This window comes from Nocardioides sp. 1609 (assembly GCF_004522105.1).
Classification (GTDB): domain Bacteria; phylum Actinomycetota; class Actinomycetes; order Propionibacteriales; family Nocardioidaceae; genus Nocardioides.
Genome location: NZ_SPUJ01000004.1, coordinates 491,782 through 511,755, shown reverse-complemented (window position 1 = coordinate 511,755; position 19,974 = coordinate 491,782). Strand labels below are relative to the sequence as shown.

The 19,974-nt window shown below is 73.5% G+C and carries 20 protein-coding genes; 8 read left to right on the top strand and 12 right to left on the bottom strand.

From position 1 onward, the window contains the following. The first annotated feature begins 104 nt into the window (after positions 1–104). The 4 genes from E4623_RS12790 to E4623_RS12775 all read left to right on the top strand — a co-directional run bounded on the left by E4623_RS12790 (position 105) and on the right by E4623_RS12775 (position 3,595). Positions 105–734: an alpha-ketoglutarate-dependent dioxygenase AlkB gene (locus E4623_RS12790; protein ID WP_134766898.1), complete on the top strand. Its 630-nt coding sequence runs from the start codon at positions 105–107 to the stop codon at positions 732–734. Positions 735–819: 85 nt separating this feature from the next. Next, positions 820–1,200 (top strand): lipopolysaccharide assembly protein LapA domain-containing protein, encoded by a 381-nt coding sequence (locus E4623_RS12785; RefSeq protein ID WP_134766897.1) that lies wholly within the window; start codon positions 820–822, stop codon positions 1,198–1,200. A gap of 42 nt (positions 1,201–1,242) precedes the next feature. Continuing rightward, positions 1,243–2,709 (top strand): NADP-dependent phosphogluconate dehydrogenase, encoded by a 1,467-nt coding sequence (gene gndA, locus E4623_RS12780; protein ID WP_134766896.1) that lies wholly within the window; start codon positions 1,243–1,245, stop codon positions 2,707–2,709. A 4-nt stretch (positions 2,710–2,713) separates the two neighbouring features. Beyond that, positions 2,714–3,595 (top strand): aldo/keto reductase, encoded by an 882-nt coding sequence (locus E4623_RS12775; protein WP_134766895.1) that lies wholly within the window; start codon positions 2,714–2,716, stop codon positions 3,593–3,595. 71 nt (positions 3,596–3,666) lie between these two features. Here E4623_RS12775 and E4623_RS12770 read toward each other — a convergent pair whose 3' ends face one another. Together E4623_RS12770 and E4623_RS12765 are read right to left on the bottom strand one after the other, a co-directional pair. Continuing rightward, entirely contained in the window at positions 3,667–4,299 is a 633-nt protein-coding gene (locus tag E4623_RS12770) for a 3-oxoacid CoA-transferase subunit B (RefSeq protein ID WP_134766894.1), read from the bottom strand. 1 nt (position 4,300) lies between these two features. Next, entirely contained in the window at positions 4,301–5,080 is a 780-nt protein-coding gene (locus E4623_RS12765) for a CoA transferase subunit A (RefSeq protein ID WP_134766893.1), read from the bottom strand. A gap of 101 nt (positions 5,081–5,181) precedes the next feature. Here E4623_RS12765 and E4623_RS12760 point away from each other — a divergent pair, with 101 nt between their 5' ends. Beyond that, positions 5,182–5,946, top strand: coding sequence for an IclR family transcriptional regulator (locus tag E4623_RS12760; RefSeq protein WP_134766892.1), 765 nt, complete (start codon positions 5,182–5,184; stop codon positions 5,944–5,946). Positions 5,947–7,000: 1,054 nt separating this feature from the next. On the opposite strand, the gene E4623_RS23350 is transcribed toward E4623_RS12760, so the two are convergent. Together E4623_RS23350 and E4623_RS12750 are read right to left on the bottom strand one after the other, a co-directional pair. Beyond that, complete coding sequence (locus E4623_RS23350) at positions 7,001–8,059, bottom strand: TerD family protein (RefSeq protein ID WP_280633657.1); 1,059 nt, start codon at positions 8,057–8,059, stop codon at positions 7,001–7,003. A 22-nt stretch (positions 8,060–8,081) separates the two neighbouring features. Then, positions 8,082–9,164, bottom strand: coding sequence for an alpha/beta fold hydrolase (locus tag E4623_RS12750; protein ID WP_134766891.1), 1,083 nt, complete (start codon positions 9,162–9,164; stop codon positions 8,082–8,084). A 29-nt stretch (positions 9,165–9,193) separates the two neighbouring features. On the opposite strand from E4623_RS12750, the gene E4623_RS12745 reads away from it, so the two are divergent. Then, the gene (locus tag E4623_RS12745; RefSeq protein ID WP_245155055.1) at positions 9,194–9,457 is read left to right on the top strand and encodes a DUF3253 domain-containing protein; all 264 of its coding nucleotides are present in this window, start codon (positions 9,194–9,196) and stop codon (positions 9,455–9,457) included. Between the two features lie 100 nt (positions 9,458–9,557). After that, positions 9,558–10,163: a hypothetical protein gene (locus tag E4623_RS12740; RefSeq protein WP_134766889.1), complete on the top strand. Its 606-nt coding sequence runs from the start codon at positions 9,558–9,560 to the stop codon at positions 10,161–10,163. 12 nt (positions 10,164–10,175) lie between these two features. On the opposite strand, the gene E4623_RS12735 is transcribed toward E4623_RS12740, so the two are convergent. The 4 genes from E4623_RS12735 to E4623_RS12720 are packed head-to-tail and all read right to left on the bottom strand — an operon-like array spanning position 10,176 to position 14,809. Next, positions 10,176–10,976 (bottom strand): SRPBCC family protein, encoded by an 801-nt coding sequence (locus tag E4623_RS12735; RefSeq protein WP_134766888.1) that lies wholly within the window; start codon positions 10,974–10,976, stop codon positions 10,176–10,178. A gap of 10 nt (positions 10,977–10,986) precedes the next feature. Beyond that, complete coding sequence (locus E4623_RS12730) at positions 10,987–11,841, bottom strand: xanthine dehydrogenase family protein subunit M (protein WP_134766887.1); 855 nt, start codon at positions 11,839–11,841, stop codon at positions 10,987–10,989. Further along, a complete protein-coding gene (locus tag E4623_RS12725; protein WP_134766886.1) occupies positions 11,838–14,321 on the bottom strand; it encodes a xanthine dehydrogenase family protein molybdopterin-binding subunit in 2,484 nt (827 codons plus the stop codon). The genes E4623_RS12730 and E4623_RS12725 overlap by 4 nt, the downstream gene beginning before the upstream one ends. Then, positions 14,318–14,809 carry a (2Fe-2S)-binding protein gene (locus tag E4623_RS12720; RefSeq protein WP_134766885.1) on the bottom strand — a complete coding sequence of 164 codons (492 nt, stop codon included), beginning with the start codon at positions 14,807–14,809 and terminating at the stop codon, positions 14,318–14,320. Before E4623_RS12720 ends, E4623_RS12725 begins: the two co-directional genes overlap by 4 nt. 132 nt (positions 14,810–14,941) lie before the next feature. On the opposite strand from E4623_RS12720, the gene E4623_RS12715 reads away from it, so the two are divergent. Continuing rightward, the gene (locus E4623_RS12715; protein ID WP_134766884.1) at positions 14,942–15,448 is read left to right on the top strand and encodes a hypothetical protein; all 507 of its coding nucleotides are present in this window, start codon (positions 14,942–14,944) and stop codon (positions 15,446–15,448) included. A gap of 39 nt (positions 15,449–15,487) precedes the next feature. Here the strand turns inward: E4623_RS12715 and E4623_RS12710 are convergent, their stop codons facing one another. The 4 genes from E4623_RS12710 to E4623_RS12695 form a co-directional block, all read right to left on the bottom strand. Then, entirely contained in the window at positions 15,488–16,717 is a 1,230-nt protein-coding gene (locus E4623_RS12710; protein ID WP_134766883.1) for a transcriptional regulator, read from the bottom strand. Between the two features lie 65 nt (positions 16,718–16,782). After that, positions 16,783–17,928 carry an XdhC/CoxI family protein gene (locus E4623_RS12705; RefSeq protein WP_134766882.1) on the bottom strand — a complete coding sequence of 382 codons (1,146 nt, stop codon included), beginning with the start codon at positions 17,926–17,928 and terminating at the stop codon, positions 16,783–16,785. Continuing rightward, positions 17,921–19,063 (bottom strand): VWA domain-containing protein, encoded by a 1,143-nt coding sequence (locus tag E4623_RS12700; RefSeq protein WP_134766881.1) that lies wholly within the window; start codon positions 19,061–19,063, stop codon positions 17,921–17,923. Before E4623_RS12700 ends, E4623_RS12705 begins: the two co-directional genes overlap by 8 nt. Further along, the gene (locus tag E4623_RS12695; RefSeq protein WP_134766880.1) at positions 19,060–19,950 is read right to left on the bottom strand and encodes a MoxR family ATPase; all 891 of its coding nucleotides are present in this window, start codon (positions 19,948–19,950) and stop codon (positions 19,060–19,062) included. The genes E4623_RS12700 and E4623_RS12695 overlap by 4 nt, the downstream gene beginning before the upstream one ends. Between the last annotated feature and the right edge of the window lie 24 nt (positions 19,951–19,974).

Below are 19,974 nucleotides of genomic sequence, written 5' to 3'. Positions count from 1 at the left end.
GCGCCACCGGGATGCCCCCGACGCGACCCCGATCCCGGTGACCGGCTCGCGGCACGCCGCGGAGGGTCGAACACCTGTTCGACCCGCGGTCTATGCTGAGGCGCATGGACTTCCAGGGAACCCTCTTCCAGGCACCCGCGTCCGGGGTGGGCGACTTCGCCCGCATCGAACGCCGTCCGCTCGGCGGGGGCGCCTGGCTCGACGTCCTGCGGTCGTGGGTGCCGGCACCGGACGAGGTGTTCGAGACGCTGGTGCACGACGTGCCGTGGCGCGCCGAGCGCCGGCAGATGTACGACCGGGTCGTCGACGTCCCCCGTCTGCTGCACACCTACATGATCGACGAGCCGCTCCCCCACCCCCTGCTCACCGAGGCCCGCGACGCCCTCTCGGCGCACTACGCCGGCGAGCTGGGCGAGCCGTTCCGCACCGCCGGCTGCTGCTACTACCGCGACGGCCGCGACTCCGTCGCGTGGCACGGCGACACCATCGGCCGCGGGTCCACCCACGACACGATGGTCGCGATCGTCTCCCTCGGCGACCCGCGCACGCTGCACCTGCGCCCCCGCGCCGGCACCGCCGCGGCCGGCGCGGCGACGCTGGCGGTCGAGATGGGCCACGGCGACCTGGTCGTGATGGGCGGCTCGTGCCAGCGCACGTGGGAGCACGCCGTCCCGAAGGTGGCGCACGCCGGTCCGCGCATCTCCGTCCAGTACCGCCCGTTCAACGTCTTCTGACCACGTCCGCCGCCCGGCGCGGGCCGGGGAGACCGGGCCTCCGGGGTGGACCGCACGACGCCCCGGCGGGGCTAGGTTCGGCCCCATGACCGAGACCCCGGCGCCGCATGACCCGACCAGCCCGAGCGGCCCGCCGCCGCCCCCGGCCGGGTCGCCCGGCCCGGAGACCGTGCCCGGGCCGGCACCGACACCCACCAGGGACCACCAGGACCCGCTGCGCGGCTCCCGCACCAGCGGCGCCTGGGCCGGGGTGATCGCGGCGGCGGTGCTGCTGATCCTGCTGATCGTCTTCATCGCCCAGAACACCGAGTCGACCGACATCGAGTTCCTCGGCTTCGACGGCTCCCTGCCGCTCGCGGTCGCCCTGTTGATCGCCACCGTCGTCGGCATGGTCGTCGCCGGCGCGGTCGGGTCGCTGCGGATCCTGCAGCTGCGCCGGCGCATCAAGCGGGACCGCAAGGGCTGAGACGCCGCGACGCACTTTGGCCCGACGAGGTTGGCTGGAGCCATGAACTCGAACGCCACCACCCCGTCCGCCACCATCGGGTTGACCGGCCTGGCGGTGATGGGACGCAACCTGGCCCGCAACATCGCCCGGCACGGCCACGCCATCGCCGTCCACAACCGGACCACGGCCCGCACCACCAGCCTGCTCGAGGAGCACGGCGACGAGGGCGCCGGGAGCGGCGGCCGCCTGATCGGCACCGAGAGCCTCGAGGAGTTCGTCGCCGCCATCGAGAAGCCGCGGGTCGTGCTGGTGATGGTCAAGGCCGGCGAGGGCACCGACGCGGTCATCGACGACCTCGTGCCGCTGCTGGAGGAGGGCGACATCGTCGTCGACTGCGGCAACGCCCACTTCACCGACACCGTCCGCCGCACCGAGCAGCTCGAGGCCCACGGCCTGCACTTCGTCGGCACCGGCGTCTCCGGCGGCGAGGAGGGCGCGCTCAACGGGCCCTCGATCATGGTCGGCGGCAGCGACCGGGCCTACGAGCGGCTGGGGCCGATCATGGAGTCGATCGCCGCCCACGTCGACGGCGAGCCGTGCTGCGCCCACGTCGGCGAGGGCGGCGCCGGCCACTTCGTGAAGATGGTCCACAACGGCATCGAGTACGCCGACATGCAGCTGATCGCCGAGTCCTACGACCTGCTGCGCTCCGTCGCGGGTCTCGAGCCGGCCGAGATCGCCGGCGTGTTCGAGGAGTGGAACAAGGGTGAGCTGGAGTCGTTCCTCATCCAGATGACCGCCGACGTCCTGCGCCACACCGACGCCGGCGGGCAGCCGTTCGTCGACGTCGTCCAGGACGCGGCCGAGCAGAAGGGCACCGGCCGGTGGACCGTCCAGTCGGCCCTCGACCTCGGCGTCCCGATCACCGGCATCGCGGAGGCGACGTTCGCCCGCAGCCTCTCGGGCCACGCCGCCCAGCGGGCCGCCGCACGCAAGGTGTTCTCCACCAGCCCCGACGAGCAGCGGGTGGAGATCGACCGCGACACGTTCATCGACCAGGTGCGCGCGGCGCTGTACGCCTCCAAGGTGGTCGCCTACGCCCAGGGCTTCGACCAGATCGCCGTCGGCGCCGAGGAGCACGGCTGGGACGTCGACCTCGGCCAGGTCGCGAAGATCTGGCGCGACGGCTGCATCATCCGGGCCCGGTTCCTCGGCCGGATCACCGAGGCCTACGCCGACGAGCCCGACCTCACCACGCTGCTGACCACGCAGTTCTTCGCCGACGCCGTCCGGGTCGGCGTCGACGCCTGGCGCGAGGTCGTGGCCACCGCCGCCCAGGCGGGTGTGCCGGTGCCGGCCTTCGGGTCGTCACTGTCGTACTTCGACGGGCTGCGCCGCGAGCGCCTGCCCGCGGCCCTGATCCAGGCCCTGCGCGACAACTTCGGGGCCCACACCTACCAGCGCGTCGACCGGCCGGGCACGTTCCACACCGCCTGGGCCGGCGACCTCAGCGAGAGCGAGCAGTGAACCCATGAGCGCCAACCCCACGACCGGTGACAGCACCGCAGCACCGTCCGGCACCTACGCGATCGGCGGCGACCTGCCCGTCGTCCGACTCGGCTACGGCACCATGCAGCTCCCGGGCGACGGGGTCTGGGGCCCGCCGAGGGACCACGACACCGCCGTCGCCGTGCTCCGCCGCGCGGTCGAGCTGGGCGTCACGTTCTTCGACACCGCCGACTCCTACGGCCCGGTCGTCGCCGAGCAGCTCCTCCACGAGGCGCTGCACCCGTACGCCGACGACGTCGTGATCGCCACCAAGGCGGGGCTGACCCGCCAGGGCCCGGGCATCTGGACGCCGGTCGGCCGACCGGAGTACCTGCGCCAGCAGTGCGAGATGTCGCTGCGCAACCTGGGCGTCGAGCGGATCGACCTGTTCCAGCTGCACCGGATCGACCCGGCCGTCGACCTCGCCGACCAGGTCGGGGAGCTGGTGAAGCTGCGCGACGAGGGCAAGATCCGCCACATCGGCCTGTCCGAGGTCTCGGTCGAGCAGCTCGAGATGGCCCAGGCGATCGCGCCGATCGCCACCGTGCAGAACCTCTACAACCTCGCCCACCGTGACGCCCAGGAGCTGCTCGACTTCTGCGAGCGCAACGACATCGGGTTCATCCCGTGGTTCCCCCTCGCCACCGGCGAGCTGTCGGCCGAGGACGGCGTCCTCGGTGCCGCCGCGAAGGACCACGACGCGACGCCGTCGCAGCTCGCGCTGGCCTGGCTGCTGCGCCGCTCGCCGGTGATGCTGCCGATCCCCGGCACGTCGTCGCTCGACCACCTCGAGTCCAACACGGCCGCCGCCGGCATCGAGCTGACCGACGAGGAGTACGCCGCGCTGACCGCGCTCGGCGACTGACCGCCCCGCCGGGCCCGCGCCGCCCACCACGAGGCCCGGACGGGTCCGCCCCGCTCGACGCGGAGCGTGGGTCAGGGGGTGAGCAGCGCGGGCTCGGTCTTCTCGCGGACCTCGTCCTCGGTGACGCCGGGGGCGAGCTCGACGAGCAGCAGCCCGTCGGGCGTGACGTCGACGACGGCGAGGTCGGTGATGATCCGCTGCACGACCCGCTTGCCGGTGTAGGGCAGCGAGCACTGCTCGACGATCTTGTAGGAGCCGTCGCGGGCGACGTGCTCCATCAGCACGATCACCCGCTTCGCGCCGTGGACGAGGTCCATCGCCCCGCCCATGCCCTTGACCATCTTGCCGGGGATCATCCAGTTGGCGATGTCGCCGGCCGCGCTGACCTGCATCGCACCGAGGATCGCGGCGTCGATCTTCCCGCCGCGGATCATCCCGAAGCTGGTCGCGGAGTCGAAGAACGACGCTCCCGCGCGCAGCGTGACGGTCTCCTTGCCGGCGTTGATGAGGTCGGCGTCCTCCTCGCCGTCCCACGGATAGGCGCCCGTGCCGAGCACGCCGTTCTCGGACTGCAGCACCAGCTCGACGTCGTCGGCGACGTAGTTCGGCACCAGCGTCGGCAGCCCGATCCCGAGGTTGACGTAGGACCCGTCGGTCAGCTCGGCCGCGGCCCGGGCGGCCATCTCCTCGCGTGTCCAGCTCATGTCAGGCACCTTCCCGCGTGCGCACGGTGCGCTTCTCGATCGGCTTGTCGGCCGCCTGCTCGGGAGTCAGCACGACGACGCGCTGCACGAACACGCCGGGCGTGTGGATGCCGTCGGGGTCGAGCTCACCGGGCTCCACGAGGTGCTCGACCTCGGCGAGGGTGACCCGGCCGCACATGGCGGCGAGCGGGTTGAAGTTGCGCGCCGACCGGCGGTAGACGAGGTTGCCGTGGCGGTCGCCCTTCCAGGCGCGCACCAGCCCGAAGTCGGCGGTGATGCCCTCCTCGAGCACGAACTCGCGCGGCTCGCCGTCGACGTCGAACATCCGGGTCTCCTTGGGCGGCGAGGAGACCGTGACGTTGCCCTCGGAGTCGTAGCGCCACGGCAGCCCGCCCTCGGCGACCTGGGTGCCGCCGCCGGTGGCGGTGAAGAACGCCGCGATCCCGCTGCCACCGGCGCGCATCCGCTCGGCGAGGGTGCCCTGCGGGGTCAGCTCGACCTCGAGCTCGCCGGAGAGGTACTGCCGGGCGAACTCCTTGTTCTCCCCGACGTAGGACGCCACCATCCGCCGCAGCCGACCGGCCGCGAGCAGCCGACCGAGCCCCTTGTCGTCGACGCCTGCGTTGTTGGAGAACGCCTCGAGGTCACCGACGCCGGCTGCGAGCAGCGCGTCGATCAGGGTCGCCGGGACGCCGCACAACCCGAAGCCGCCGACCGCGATCGTCGATCCTGATCCGATGTCGGCGACCGCGTCGGCCGCCGAGCTCACCACCTTGTCCATGCCCCGACCTCACCGGAGCCGGGCGCCGTCGTCAACCGTGCCCGGCCCCGGGGCCGGGATCAGTCACCCAGCGAACCTCGGTGGACGCTAGCGTTCACCTGGTGGACACCCCCGTCAGCGTCGTCGGCCGCGTCGGGGCGACCCTGCGCGAGGTCGCCGCGCACGAGCCGGACGGCGCGACGACGTCCGAGCTGGCCCGCGGGACGGGGCTGGCGCGCCCGACGGTCCACCGGCTGCTGACGTCGCTGCAGGCCGAGGGGCTGCTCGACCGCGACGCCGACACCGGGCGCTGGCTGCTCGGCCCCGAGCTGTACCTGCTCGGCGGCGCCGCCCGGGCCCGGTACGACGTCACCGCGCTCGCCCGGCCCGTCGTCCGCCGACTGTCGGTGGCGACCGGCGAGAGCGCCTTCCTCTCGGCCCGGCGCGGCGACGAGACGATCTGCCTGGTCCGCGAGGACGGCAGCTTCCCGATCCGCTCGCACGTGCTGCACGAGGGCATCCGGTTCCCGCTCGGCGTCGCCTCGGCCGGGCTGGTGATCCTGGCGCACCTCCCCGACGCCGAGGCGCGCGACTACCTCGCCCGCACCGACCTGACCCTCGACCACGGCCCCGCCCACTCCGCCCGGGCGATCCGCGCCCGGGTCGCCGCCACCCGCGAGACCGGGTACGCCGTCAACCCCGGCCTGCTCGTCGAGGGCAGCTGGGGCATGGGCGCGGCCGTCTTCGACCGCGACGGCCGGCCGCAGTGGGCCCTGAGCCTGACCGGCATCGAGCAACGCTTCGGCGAGGCCCGCCGCCGCGAGCTGGGCGAGCTGCTGCTCCGCGCCGCCCACGACCTCTCGCAGGCGCTCCGCGACCGGCCGTGACCGACCTCCCCCAGTCGAACCGCCACCGTCTGCGACCGGTGACCACCTCGCTGGTCGAGCCGCCACCGTCAGCGACCGGTGACCGACCTCGTTGGTCGAGCCGGCGAGCGCCAGCGAGCCGAGTCGAGACCACAGCACCCGAGACCGGTCTCGACTCGCGGTGACTCCGTCCCCGCGGCTCGACCAACGGTCCGCCGGCCAAGCCCGCCACCGGTCGAGCCCGCCACCCGCTGGTCGAGCCGGCGAGCGCCAGCGAGCCGAGTCAAGACCACCCCACCCCACCCAGGTCTCGACTCGCGGTGACACCGTCCCCACGGCTCGACCACCGGCAACCCCCGCTGGTCGAACCGGCGAGCGCCAGCGAGCCGAGTCGAGACCACCCCCACCCGCGAGGTCTCGACCCGCGGTGACTCCGTCCCCACGGCTCGACCACCGGACCGGACACCCCCGCTGGTCGAACCGCGAGCGCCAGCGAGCCGAGTCGAGACCACACCACCCGAGACCGGTCTCGACTCGCGGTGACTCCGTCCCCACGGCTCGACCACCGGACCCCCCGCTGGTCGAACCGGCGAGCGCCAGCGAGCCGAGTCGAGACCACACCACCCGAGACCGGTCTCGACTCGCGGTGACCCCGTCCCCACGGCTCGAGCACCGGCACCCCCGCTGGTCGAGCCGGCGAGCGCCAGCGAGCCGAGTCGAGACCACCCCCACCCGTCACCAGGTCTCGACTCGCGGTGACTCCGTCCCCACGGCTCGACCACCGGCAACCCCCGCTGGTCGAGCCGGCGAGCGTCAGCGAGCCGAGTCGAGACCACACCACCCCACCGAGGTCTCGACTCGCGGTGACTCCGTCCCCACGGCTCGACCACCGGCAACCCCCGCTGGTCGAGCCGGCGAGCGCCAGCGAGCCGAGTCGAGACCACACCACCCGCGAGGTCTCGACTCGCGGTGACTTCGTCCCCACGGCTCGACCACCGGACCCCGCTGGTCGAGCCGGCGAGCGCCAGCGAGCCGAGTCGAGACCACACCACCCGAGACCGGTCGCGATCGAGCGCTAGACGTCGACGCCGAACTCGAGGGCGATGCCGTGCAGGCCGGAGGCGTAGCCCTGGCCGACGGCGCGGAACTTCCACTCGCCGTCGCGGCGGTAGACCTCGCCGAAGATCATCGCGGTCTCGATCGAGGCGTCCTCGGAGAGGTCGTAGCGGGCGATCTCGCGGTGGTCGGCGGCGTCGACCAGCCGGATGAAGGCGTTGTGGACCTGGCCGAAGCTCTGCCGGCGGGCGTCGGCGTCGTAGATCGAGACCGGGAAGACGATCCGGTCGACCTCGGCCGCCATCCGGGCGAGGTCGATGTCGATGACCTCGTCGTCGCCGTCGCCCTCGCCGGTGAGGTTGTCGCCGGCGTGCCGCACGGTGCCGTCGGGCGAGGCGAGGTTGTTGAAGAACACGAAGTGCTGGTCCGACAGCACCCGGCCCGAGGCGCCGCACATGATCGCGGAGGCGTCGAGGTCGTAGCCCGGCCCGGAGCCGTCGGCGACGTCCCAGCCGAGGCCGACGCTGATCGTCGAGAGCTCGGCGACCTCCTTGGTCAACGACACGTTCCCGCCCTTGCGCAGGCTCACCACCCGGCCCGCGCCCGCGGCGGACGCAGGGGACGCGGGCGGGGCGAGGATCGGGACGACGTCCGCGCCCTCGACCACGCCGAGCACCGGCGAACCCTCGAAGTCGGGGCGGACCGCTCCCCCGACGAGCGGCGCCCAGCGCGCGTGGACGGCGTTCGTCGCCTGCTCGCCGCGGTTGAAGGCCGCCATCATCGCGTGCGACTCCCGGTTGAGCGCCTCGGTGACCCGGGAGGCGCCGGCGGGCGCGTCGCTCCAGACGGAGCAGGCGGCCCCGTGCGGGCCCGCGACGGCGGTCAGCCGCAGCGACCCGTCGGACGTCGCGACGCCACCGCCGTGGGGCGTCGGGCGCAGGTCGGTGCGCTGAAGGTCGAGCAGTCCGAGGACGTGGTCGACGAGGGCGTCGGGCGGCGCCTGCGTGGTGAACCAGGTGATGTTGTCGCTCGCCAGGTCTGCACGGTAGGCACCGCGGGGGTCGGTCACGCCGCTCATGCTCGGACCCTACCCAGCCCCATCACAGGTGACGCTCGAAGAACCGGTCGCTGCGCCGGATGGAGTCCTCCCACCGGCTGTAGAACGTGTGGTCCTCACCGTCGTACAGCTCGAGGGTGGCGTCGACGCCGGCGCGGGTCATCAGGCGCTGCGTGTCGCGGGCCCACCGGGGCGGGCACGTCGCGTCGACCGCGCCGTGCAGCGACAGCACCGGCTCGGTGATCCGGTCGAAGTAGGTGCGCGGCGAGAGGCCGGCGTAGAACTCCGGCGCGCTGCGGGGCGTCCCGAACCGGTCGTAGTACCCCTGCGCCGCGTCGGGCCGGTTGGGCTCGGTGAACTGACGGACGTTCTCGACGAAGTCGGAGCTCACCGACGCATAGATCACCGCAGCGTCCACGAGCCCCGGGTAGGCGACCAGGACGTTCTGGGTGACCCCGCCGCCCATCGACCGGCCGAGCATGCCGACCCGGTCGCCGTCGACGTACGGCTGCTGGCGCAGCGCCCGGACGGCGTTCGCGGCGTCGCGTGCGTAGCCGAGCCGGGACTCGAGGTCGACCTGGGAGACGTCGTCGGACGTCGCGTGGCCGCGGTAGTCGGTGTGCAGGACGACGTACCCGGCCTGGACCAGCCACAGCTGCTCGCGGGCGAGACCCTGGCCGGTCTCGTAGTAGGCGGGGTCGATGTAGCCGTGGTTGAGCACGATCGCCGGGAACGGGCCGCGACCGTCCGGTCGGAAGAGCTCACCGGAGATCGTCAGGTCGTCGCTGCGGTAGGTGATCTCCTGCTGCGTGTAGCCGGGCTGCTCGGTGACGGTGCGGGTGACCCGCAGGCCGCGGCCGGTCAGCGGCTCACGCATCAGCGCGGGCAGCGAGAGGTCGTTCGTGACCGGGGGCAGCGGGTCCTCGGCGGGCTCGGCCGGCTCGCTCGGCTCGGCCGGCTCACTCGGCTCGGCCGGCTCACTCGGCTCCGCCGGCTCGCTCGGCGACGGCTCGGACGAGGACGAGGACGAGGACGGCGTCCCGCTCGCGTCGGGCTCGTCGTCCTCCCCCGAGCACCCGGTGGCGACGAGGGCCAGGACCAGCAGCATCGGAAGGGTGCGGCGCATGCTCCGACGCTACGGGCACCATGGGAGGCGTGGACCGCACCGACCGTGCCCTGGAGGCCTCGATCCTCGCGCTGCTCGACGCGCGCGACGTCGGCAAGACCATCTGCCCGTCCGAGGCGGCACGGGCCGTGGCCGCCGACCTCGGCCGCGACGACTGGCGCGCCCTGATGGACGCCGCCCGCCGGGCCGCGGCCCGGCTGCTCGCCGCCGGGCAGGTCGTGGTCACCCAGCGCGGCGAGGCGGTCGACCCGCTGACGGCGTCCGGGCCGATCCGGATCGGCGACGCCCGCTGAGCATCCGTCAAGACCCGTCCGGGCCATGGCGCCGCCGGCGGGTGCGGGATCGAATGTCCGACATCTCCGGAATCTCCCGCTCCCTGCCCTAGGACGACACATGCCCGTCACCGCCGGCCGCTACGCCGCCGCCACCTCCACCCTCGCTCTCGTCGTCGCCCTCGGGGGCACCAGCTACGCCGCCGCCAAGATCGGCACCAAGGACATCAAGGCCAACGCGGTGACCGGCGCCAAGGTCAAGAAGGACACGCTCACCGGCCAGGACGTCCGCGAGGGCACCCTCGGGGTCGTCCCGAACGCGGCCAAGGTCAATGGTCAGACGGTCACCAAGATCCGCTACAAGGTGCCCCCGTCCACGGGCGCCCGGGTCATCTACAGCCAGGGTGGCCTCACGCTCACGGCGAGCTGCTCGAGCGTCTACGACACCGCGCTGGTGGCCCGCACGACCCGATCCGGCGGCTCCATCTCGACGTTCGTGCTCGGCGACAGCGACCCGGACCCGGCTGAGCCGGTCGAGGGCGACATCGAGGACGGCGGCTTCGACCCGGCGGACACCTTCGAGCTGATCCCGGCCGCGACGGCGAACGCCAACCTCAACCTCGTCCTCTTCGACTACGTCGGCAACGACGGCACCGTGGTGTCCGGACGGCTGGTCGCCGACGAGACCAACAACTGCCAGCTCCACGGGTACGTCCTCGCCGGCTGACCCACCGAGTCGTCAGCGGCGCAGCAGCCGCCACACCACCAGCACAGCAACCAGCCCGGCGAGACCCTGCTTCCAGTAGCTCTTGGCAAGCACCGGCAGCACGGCGGCGCCGAGGTCGAGCGCGTCGTCGTCCGGCGCCCGGTTCGGGACGGCGCGCGGTGGCGGCACCGCCCGCGGGGTGGGGGCCGGTGCTGCGGCGGGCTGGGGGGCGGCCGCGGCGGCGTCCGCGATCGGGGTGGGCTCGAGGTCGGGCGCGAACGTCGCCGGCGCCGCGCCGAGCTCCGACGCCGGCTCCGACGCGGGCTCCGGCGCGGGCTCGGGCTCCGGTGGGAGGTCGGGCGCGGCGGCGGGCTCGGGCTGGGCCGTGAGGCGCTGCTCGAGGCAGGCCACGAACTGGCCGAGGAGCTTGTCGGAGACGTCCTGCATCACGCCCCGCCCGAACTGCGCCGGCTTGCCGGTGATCGCGAGGTCGGTGACCACCTCGACGTCGGTGGACGGGCCGCTCGCGCCGGCGCTCCCGACCATCGACAGCGTCACCTTCGCCCCGGCGGTGCCGTTGCCGCGCTTGTCCTTGCCCTTGGCGTCGACCAGGAACCGGTGCGCGGCGTCGTCCTTCTCGACGAAGGTGCCCGACCCGTTGTAGACCAGCGCGATCGGGCCGAGCTTGACCTTCACCGAGCCGGCGAAGGTGTCGCCGTCGGCCGAGGTGACCTGGGCGCCCGGGAAGCACTCGGCGAGGGCCGCGATGTCCTGGAAGGCCGCCCACGTCTCCTCGACGCCGATCGGGACGGTGAACCGGTGGGTGAGGTCCATCGGCGTCCCCTCACCCCCCGGCCGCGGCGAGCACCGCGCGCCGGGTCAGGACCGTCGACAGGTGCCGCCGGTAGTCGGCGGCGCCGTTGAGGTCGGACGGCGGGTTGGCGCCGTCGGCCGCGTGCGCGGCCGCCGCGCGGACGGCGGCGTCGGTGGCGGGCTGTCCGGCGAGCGCGTCCTCGACCGTCCGGGCGCGCAGCGGCGTGTTGCCCATGTTGGTGAGCCCGATCCGCGCCTCGGCGATGGTGGCGCCGTCGACCCGGACGGTCGCGGCCACCGCCACGATCGGCCACTGGTGCGCCACCCGCACGAACTTCTCGTAGTGCGCGCCCCACCCGGTGTGCTTCGGCACCCGGACCTCGGTGAGGATCTCGTCCTCGCCGATCGCGGTCTCGAAGAGGTCGACGAAGAACTCCGCGGCCGGGACCGTGCGGCTGCCACCCAGTCCCGCGATCACGAACTCGGCGCCGAGGGCGAGCGTGGGAGCGCCCAGGTCACCGGCCGGGTCGGCGTGCGCGAGCGCGCCGCCGAAGGTGCCACGGTGCCGGATCTGGGCGTCGGCGAGGTGCTCGACCGCCTTGGTGATCAGCGCCGCGTGCTCGGCGACGAGGGGGTCGGAGCCGACCACCGCGTGCGGCGTCATCGCGCCGATGACGATCGCGTCGCCGTCGTCGCGGACGCCGCGCAGGGAGGCGATCTTGCCGAGGTCGATGACGACCTCGGGGGCGTTGAGACGCATCCGCAGCACCGGCAGCAGGCTCTGACCGCCGGCGATGATCTTGGCGTCGTCGCCGTGCTCGGCGAGGGCCGCCAGCGCGTCCTCGACGGTCGTCGGCGCCAGGTAGTCGAACTGGGCGGGGATCATGCGCCCGCTCCTTCCGTGCTGCTCGGGCCGGGTTCGGCATCGGGGTCGAAGTGCGGCATCGCCGCCTCCTGCGTCGCGGGTCCACCGTCGTGGCCGCGGCCGGGTGCGTTGATCGCCGTCCAGACCCGCTCGGGGGTGCACGGCATCTGGACGTCGGTGACGCCGAGGTGGCGCACCGCGTCGACGACGGCGTTCACCACGGCCGGCGTCGAGGCGATCGTGCCGGCCTCGCCCACGCCCTTGGTGCCGAGCGAGTTGGTCGTCGCCGGCGTCGTGGTGTGGTCGATCTCGAAGCTGAGCGTGTCGGCCGCCGTCGGCAGGAGGTAGTCGACGAACGACCCGGACACCAGCGTGCCGGCGTCGTCGTGCACCGCCTCCTCCCACAGCGCCTGCGCGATGCCCTGCACCAGGCCGCCGTGCATCTGCCCGGCCACGATCAGCGGGTTGACGATGTTGCCGATGTCGTCGCAGCAGACGTACTTGCGCATCTTGACCGCGCCGGTCTCGGTGTCGACCTCCATCGCGCACAGGTGGGTGCCGTGCGGGTAGTTGAAGTTCACCGGGTCGAAGGTCGCCTCGGCGTCGATCGACGGCTCGGCCCCGTCGGGCAGGTTGTGCGCGGCGAACGCCGCCGTCGCGACCTCGGTCAGGCCGATGCCCTGGTCGGTGCCGACGACCTGGAACCGGCCCTCGTGGAACTTCAGGTCGTCCTCGCTGGCCTCCAGGATGTGGGCCGCGAACGGCCGTGCCTTCTCGATCACCTTGTCGGCCGCGCGGACCAGCGCCTCACCGCCGACGACGAGGGAGCGCGAGCCGTAGGTGTCGAGGCCCTTGTGCGCGATCTGGGTGTCGCCGTGCAGCACCTCGACGTTCTCGAACGGGACGCCGAGCCGGTCGGCGACGATCTGGCTGAACGCCGTCTCGTGGCCCTGCCCGTGCGAGCTCGCACCGGTGACGACCTCGACGGTGCCGGTGGCCAGCATGCGCACGCTGGCGTGCTCCCATCCGCCCGCGCCGTAGTCGAGCGAGCCGAGCACCCGGCTCGGCGCGAGGCCGCACATCTCGGTGAACGTCGAGATGCCCAGGCCCAGCTGGACGGTGTCACCCGCGTCGCGGCGCCGCTTCTGCTCGGCCCGCAGCTCGTCGTACCCGAACATCTCCATGGCGCGCGCCGTGGCGGCCTCGTAGTTGCCGGAGTCGTACTCGAGACCGGCGACCGTGGTGAAGGGGAACTCCTCGTGGGTGATCCAGTTCTGCTTGCGGATCTCCATCGGGTCGACCCCGACCTCGGCGGCGAGCTCGTCCATCATCCGCTCGACGCCGAACGTCGCCTCGGGCCGGCCGGCGCCGCGGTAGGCGTCGGTCCACGTGGTGTTGGTGAGCACGGTCTGGCAGTTGAACTGGTAGGCGGGGAACTTGTAGATCGCGTTGAACATGAACGCGCCGAGCACCGGGACGCCGCCGCCGACGATGGCGACGTAGGCGCCGAGGTCGGCGAGGAGCTCGACCTTGAAGCCGGTGACGGTGCCGTCCTTCTCGGCCGACAGGGTCAGCTTCTGCCACTGGTCGCGGCCGTGGTGGCCGCTGACGAGGCTCTCGCTCCGGGTCTCGGTGTACTTGACCGGCTTGCCGAGCCGCCGTCCGACGGCGAAGGCGATCATCTCCTCCGGCGTCTGCTGCAGCTTGCCGCCGAACCCGCCGCCGACGTCGGGCGCGATGACCCGGATCTTCGACTCGGGGACGCCGGTCGTCGCGGCCAGCGCGAACCGGAGGATGTGCGGGATCTGGGTGGCCGACCAGATGGTGACCTGCTCGCCGGTGGGGTCCACGACGACCGAGCGCGGCTCCATGAACGCCGGGATGAGCCGCTGCTGGCGGTACTCGCGCTCGATCACGACGCCGTCGACGCGGGCCTTCTCGATGGCCGCGTCCACGTTGCCGCCGGTGCCGGCCTCCTCGGAGTCGAAGCGCCAGAACGCCGACTTGTTGGTGCCGAGGTCGGGGTGGGCGAGCACCTCGTCCTTGATGGCGTTCTTGAGCCCGACGACCGCGGGCAGCTCCTCGTAGTCGACGTCGACGAGCTCGGCGGCGTCGCGCGCCTCGGCGGCGGTCCGCGCGACGACGACGGCGACGATCTCGCCGGCGAAGGCGACCCGGTCGCTCGGCATCGGCAGGTGCGGGGGCGTGACCTGCTCGGGGGTGATGGGCCAGGCGTTGATGCACGCGCCCTGCGTCTCGCCGAGGTCGGCGCCGGTGAGGACGGCGACGACGTTGGTCGCCGCGGCCGCCTCGGCGGTGTCGATGCCGTTGATCCTGGCGTGCGCGAAGGGGCTGCGGACCATCGCGAGGTGCAGCATCCCGGGGAGGGTGATGTTGTCGGTCCACCGGGTGCGCCCGGTGATGAGGCGCTGGTCCTCCTTGCGCCGGCGGTCGCGGCCGATCTCCTTCTGGGCCTCGGGGGCGTCCTGGACGGCGGTCACGAGCCCGCCCCCTCGGTCTGGCCCTGGGCCGCGGCGTGCTGCACGGCCTTGACGATGTTGTGGTAGCCGGTGCAGCGGCAGAGGTTGCCCTCGAGGCCGAGCCGGATCTCCTCCTCGGACGGGTCCGGGTTCTCGGCGAGCAGCGCCGTCGTCTGCATGATCATCCCCGGGGTGCAGAAGCCGCACTGGAGGCCGTGACACTCCCGGAAGGCCTCCTGCACCGGGTGCAGGTCACCGCCGTCGTACGTCCCGGCGAGACCCTCGATCGTGGTGACCTCGGACCCGTCGGCCTGCACGGCGAGCACGTTGCACGACTTCACGCTGGTGCCGTCGAGGTGCACGGTGCACGCGCCGCAGTTGCTGGTGTCGCACCCGATGACGGTGCCGGTCTTGCCGAGCTTCTCCCGCAGGTACTGCACGAGCAGCATCCGCGGTTCGACGTCGTCGGCCACCTTGGCGCCGTCGACGGTGAGGTTGATCCGGGTCATGTCTCTCCCTTGCAACGAAGACGTTGCGCGCAGGTGCGCGTGACCCACGTCACGCTAGGCCGGGAGGGTTGGCGGGGGGTTGGTGAGCCGCCGGCCACGTTTGCGGATCCGGCCGCCGGAGACAGTCGGCCCATGAGCTACTTCCTCGTCGCGTCGTGGGTCGTCGTCGCCGTGCTCGCCGGGATCGCCCTCGTCGGGTCTCGCCGCTGGCACCGCAACGTCACCGCCTGGGTCCGTCCCGGACGCACCGAGCCCGCTCCGGAGGGCCACACCCTGCTCAACCTGCGGAACTGGGCCGTGCTGCTCGTCGCGGGCGGGTTCCTGCTGGTCCTCACGCTGGACCACGTGCGACTGAGCGAGGAGGAGCTGGAGGCGGCGACCGACCTCGGCGCCGACCTCGCCTCCGGCCCGGGGATCACGGCGGACCGGATCGCCGCCGAGACCTCGGTCCTGCTGGGCCGCGACCTGGAGGTCGGCGAGGTGAGCGACGAGGTAGACCCGGAGGGTGACGACGGGAGCACCTGGTACGAGGTCCGCCCGGCGCGCGGGTCCGACGCCGACGACCTCCGCGAGCCGGTCGTGTGCGTGCAGCTCTACTCCGAGTCGGCGGTCGCGAACGTCGGCCCCTGCACCGACTGACCCTGCACCGATCGACCCTGGCGCCCGGTCGGCCGTCCGTCAGTCGGCGGCGGCCAGCCGCGCCTTGAGCAGCGGCTTGGCCGGGTGGGCGCGCTCCCCCAGGACGGCGAGGCAGTGCTCGACCACGGCGGTGTCGTACGGCGACCGCTCGGCGTAGGTGAGCACGGCGTCCGGGTCGGGCTCGGCCAGCAGCGCCTCCCGGACCGCGACGGCGACGTACTCCCCCAGCTCGGCGAGCGCGGGCGAGTTGGTGCCGGGCAGGAGGTCGCCGCCGTAGCACTCGACGGCCGCGGCGACCCGGCCGCGGCGCAACAGGCCGAGCACGTGGTCGACGTCGGTGTCGATCGGCATCAGCAGCTTGTAGGGGCGGGAGGAGAGCTGGCCGCCGAGCGCGGCGCGCAGGTGGGACACCTCGGCCTTGAGGGTGGAGAACGTGACCGCCTGGTCGCCGTAGACGAGGGCGTGGAGCTGCTCGAGGCTGAGCCCGCCGGGGTGCAGCGCGAGCAGGGCGAGCACCTCGGTCTGCCGGCGGTTGAGCAGCAGCCGCTGGCCGTCGAGCCGCACCTCCGCGGTGCCGAGGAGGGTGAGCACGAGGCCCGGGTCGCCGGTGTCGTCGAGCGCGCGGGCCGAGGGGTGGTGGCTGGAGTGCGGTAGCGCGGTCTCGATGAGCCGGGCCATCACCCGCGCGGTCGCCAGCCCGATCGGGTGGGTGCGGTCCCACGTCGTCGAGAGGTCGAGGACGCCGAGCTGCCGGCCGCTGACGGGGTCGTGGACCGGGGCGGCCCAGCAGACCCAGTTGTGCACGATCGAGGCGTAGTGCTCGGCGCTGAAGACCATGGACGGCGCGTCGGTGCGGTTGGCCAGGTCGAGGGCGTTGGTGCCGATCGACTCGTCGTCCCAGCGCCCGCCGGGCACGAAGTTGACCGCCTCGGCCTTGCGGCGCATCACCCGGCCGCCGTAGGTCCACAGGATGCGGGTGTCGGCGTCGGTGACCGCGAGCACGAGGTCGCCGTCCTGGGCGGTGCGGCGCAGCTCCTCCTCGACCCGCTCGACCGCGACCTGCAGCGGCGAGTCGCGCCAGATCGCGGCGGTCTCGGACTCGTCGGCCAGCGGCGCCGCCGTCAGCTCGCTGTCGATGGCGGCACCGGAGCGCGCCCAGCTGGAGAGGATCTCGGGCCGCACCAGCGGCGCCACCTGGTCGCCGTGCTCGACGAACGTCGTCCACGCGTGGTGGCACTCTCGCTTGCGGGCGTCCAGCTCCGACTGCATGCCGTGCACGGTACAACGCCCCGTGTGACCGGGGTCACGGTTCGTTCCGGACGTCCGCGGACGGGTCAGCCGTGGATGCGACCGTCCCGCTCCGCCAGCGGCAGTCCGCTGCCGCCCCACCGGCCGGCGATGAACTCCGCGGCGATGCTGATCGCGGTCTCCTCGGGGGTCCGGGCGCCGAGGTCGAGGCCGATCGGGCTGGACAGCCCGGCGAGCTCGTCGTCGGTCAGCCCGGCCTCGCGGAGCCGGGCCATCCGGTCGTCGTGGGTGCGCCGGGAGCCCATCGCGCCGACGTAGGCCACCTCGGGCAGCCGCAGCGCCACCTCGAGCAGCGGGACGTCGAACTTCGGGTCGTGGGTGAGCACGGTGACCACCGTCCGGCCGTCGACGGCGCCGGCCGCCTGCTCGGCCGCGAGGTAGCGGTGCGGCCAGTCGACGACGACGCGGTCGGCGTCCGGGAACCTGCTGGCGGTGGCGAACACCGGGCGCGCGTCGCAGACCGTGACGTCGTAGCCGAGGAAGGCGCCGACCCGTGCGACCGCGGCGGCGAAGTCGATCGCCCCGAACACGAGCAGTCGGGGCTTGGGCGCGAACGCCCACACGAACACCCGCATCCCCTCGCCACGGCGCTCGCCGTCGGGTCCGTAGGTGAGCGTCGCGTTCGCCCCCTGCGCCAGCAACCCCAGCGCGTCGTCGGTGACGGCGTCCGTGGCGCGGTCCGACCAGAGGCGGGACGGCGCCGTCGGGGGGACCACCTCCTCCGGGACCACCGCCTCCGGGCGGACGACGAGGCGGGTGCCGAGACGGGCGGGGTCGGGGTGCTCGATGACGGTGGCGAGGGCGACCGGACGGCCGGCCTCGACGTCGGCGGCGACGGCGGCGAGCTCGGGGAAGGTGTCGCGGGAGACCTGCTCGACCCAGACGTCGAGGATGCCGCCGCAGGTCAGGCCGACGGCGAAGGCGTCGTCGTCGGAGACGCCGTAGCGGTGCAGGACGGGCTCGCCGGAGGCGATCACCTCCTGCGCGAGGTCGTACACGGCGCCCTCGACGCAGCCGCCGCTGACCGAGCCGACGGCGGAGTCGTCGGGACCGACCAGCATCGAGGCGCCGGGCGGCCGCGGGGCCGATCGGAACGTCGCCACGACGGTGCCGACGCCGACGGTCTCGCCGGCCTCCCACCACCGCATCAGCTCCGGGAGCACGTCACGCACGGGCCACCACCTCCACCAGCTCCTCGTACGTCGCCAACGTGTGCCCGGCGACCAGCTCGTCGACGTGCGGCAGGACGGCCAGGATGCCCTGCTGCACCGGCTCGTAGCCGACCTTGCCGCGGTGCGGGTTGACCCACACGACCCGGTGCGCCACCGCGCGCAGGCGACGCGCCTGCTCGCCGAGGAGAGCGGCGTCGCCGCGCTCCCAGCCGTCGCTGAACACGACGACGACCGCGCCACGGGCCGTGCCGCGCCGCCCCCAGCGGTCCAGGAAGACCTTGAGCGTCTCCCCCAGCCGGGTGCCGCCGGACCAGTCGGGCACCGCCTCGCCGGCGGCCACCAGGGCGCGCTCGACGTCGCGGGTGCGCAGCGCCCGGGTGAGATGGGTGAGCCGGGTGCCGACGGTGAACGTCTCGACCCGCCCCCCGCGGACGGCGAGCGCCCGGGTGAGGGTGTGGGCGAGGCGGAGCAGCGCGTCGGCGTACCCGCTCATCGACCCGGAGACGTCGACGAGCAGGACGACGCGACGCGGGCGCACCCGGCGGTGCCGCCACTGGATCGGCGCCGGCTCCCCGTGCAGGCGCAGGCTCGCCCGGATCGTGCGGGCGGCGTCGACGTGCCCGCGGCGCCACGGCTCCTGCCGGACGGTGCGACGCAGGGGCGGCCGGGGGCGCAGCGTCGAGAAGAGCCCGGCCAGGCGGTGCTTCTCGGCGGCCGTCATCGTGGCGACGTCGCGGTGGCGCAGGGTCTCGAGGTCGCTGGCGAGCGCCCGGACGACGTCCTCGCGCTCCTCGCCGTCGCCGTCGCCGTCCTGCTCGTCGAGCGCGAGGTCGGCGACCGCGGGTTGCTCGCGCGGCGCCGCCGGCCGCTCGCGCGGGAGTCCGTCGCGGTGGTCGAAGAACGCCTCGAAGACCTGGTCGTAGCGCAGGAGGTCGTCGGGGGAGGAGCACAGCGTCGCCCGACCCGCGACGTAGGTCGCGCGTCGGTCCGCGAGCCCGACGGTCGCCGCAGCGGCGAGGAAGCCGGCGGCGCGGTCGTGGGTGACCGGGACGCCGGCGGCGCGCAGCGCCCCGGTGAAGGCGAGCAGCACCTCGTCGACCTCGTGGGTGGTCCCGGGCCCGGAGCCGGTGCTCATGCCCGGAGCATCTGGTCGAGGGCCTGCTTCACCCGCTCGCCGTCCTCGCGGTACTTCACCAGCGCGCCGAGGGTGCGCGACGCGGTCTCGAGGTCGAGCTCGGTCGTGCCGAGCTGGTGCAGCGCTCGGGCCCAGTCGAGGGTCTCGGCGACACCGGGCGGCTTCTCGAGGTCACCCCGGTCGCGCAGCCGCTGGACGACGCCGACGACCTGCCGGGCCAGGACCGCGGACACCTCCGGCGCCCGCGACCGCACGATCGCGACCTCGCGGGCCAGGGCGGGGTGGTCGATCCAGTGGTAGAGGCAGCGCCGCTTGGTGGCGTCGTGCAGCTCGCGGGTGCGGTTGGAGGTGAGGACGACGACCGGTGGCGTCACCGCCCGGATCGTCCCGAGCTCGGGGATGCTCACCTGGTAGGTCGAGAGCACCTCGAGCAGGAACGCCTCGAACTCGTCGTCGGCGCGGTCGACCTCGTCGACCAGCAGCACCGCCGGGCTCCGCAGCGCCGTCAGCACCGGCCGGGCGAGCAGGAACCGCTCGTCGTACAGGGACTTCTCGGCCTCGGCCAGGCCGTCGCCGCCGTCCGCGCCGGCACCGCCGCGACCGACCGCCTCCAGCGCCCGCAGGTGCAGCACCTGCCGGGGGAAGTCCCAGTCGTAGAGCGCCTGGGTGACGTCGATGCCCTCGTAGCACTGCAGCCGCACCAGCGGGACGTCGAGCGCCTCGGCCAGCGCCTCCGCCAGCGCGGTCTTGCCCGTGCCGGGCTCGCCCTCGAGGAGCAGCGGCCGTTGCATCGCGAGCGCGAGGTAGGCGACCGTGGCCAGGTCGTCGTCGCACAGGTACCCGGTCGCCGCGAGTCGTTCGGCGGTCTCCGCGGTCGACGTCGGCATCACCTCGCCAGGCTAGTCACCGCC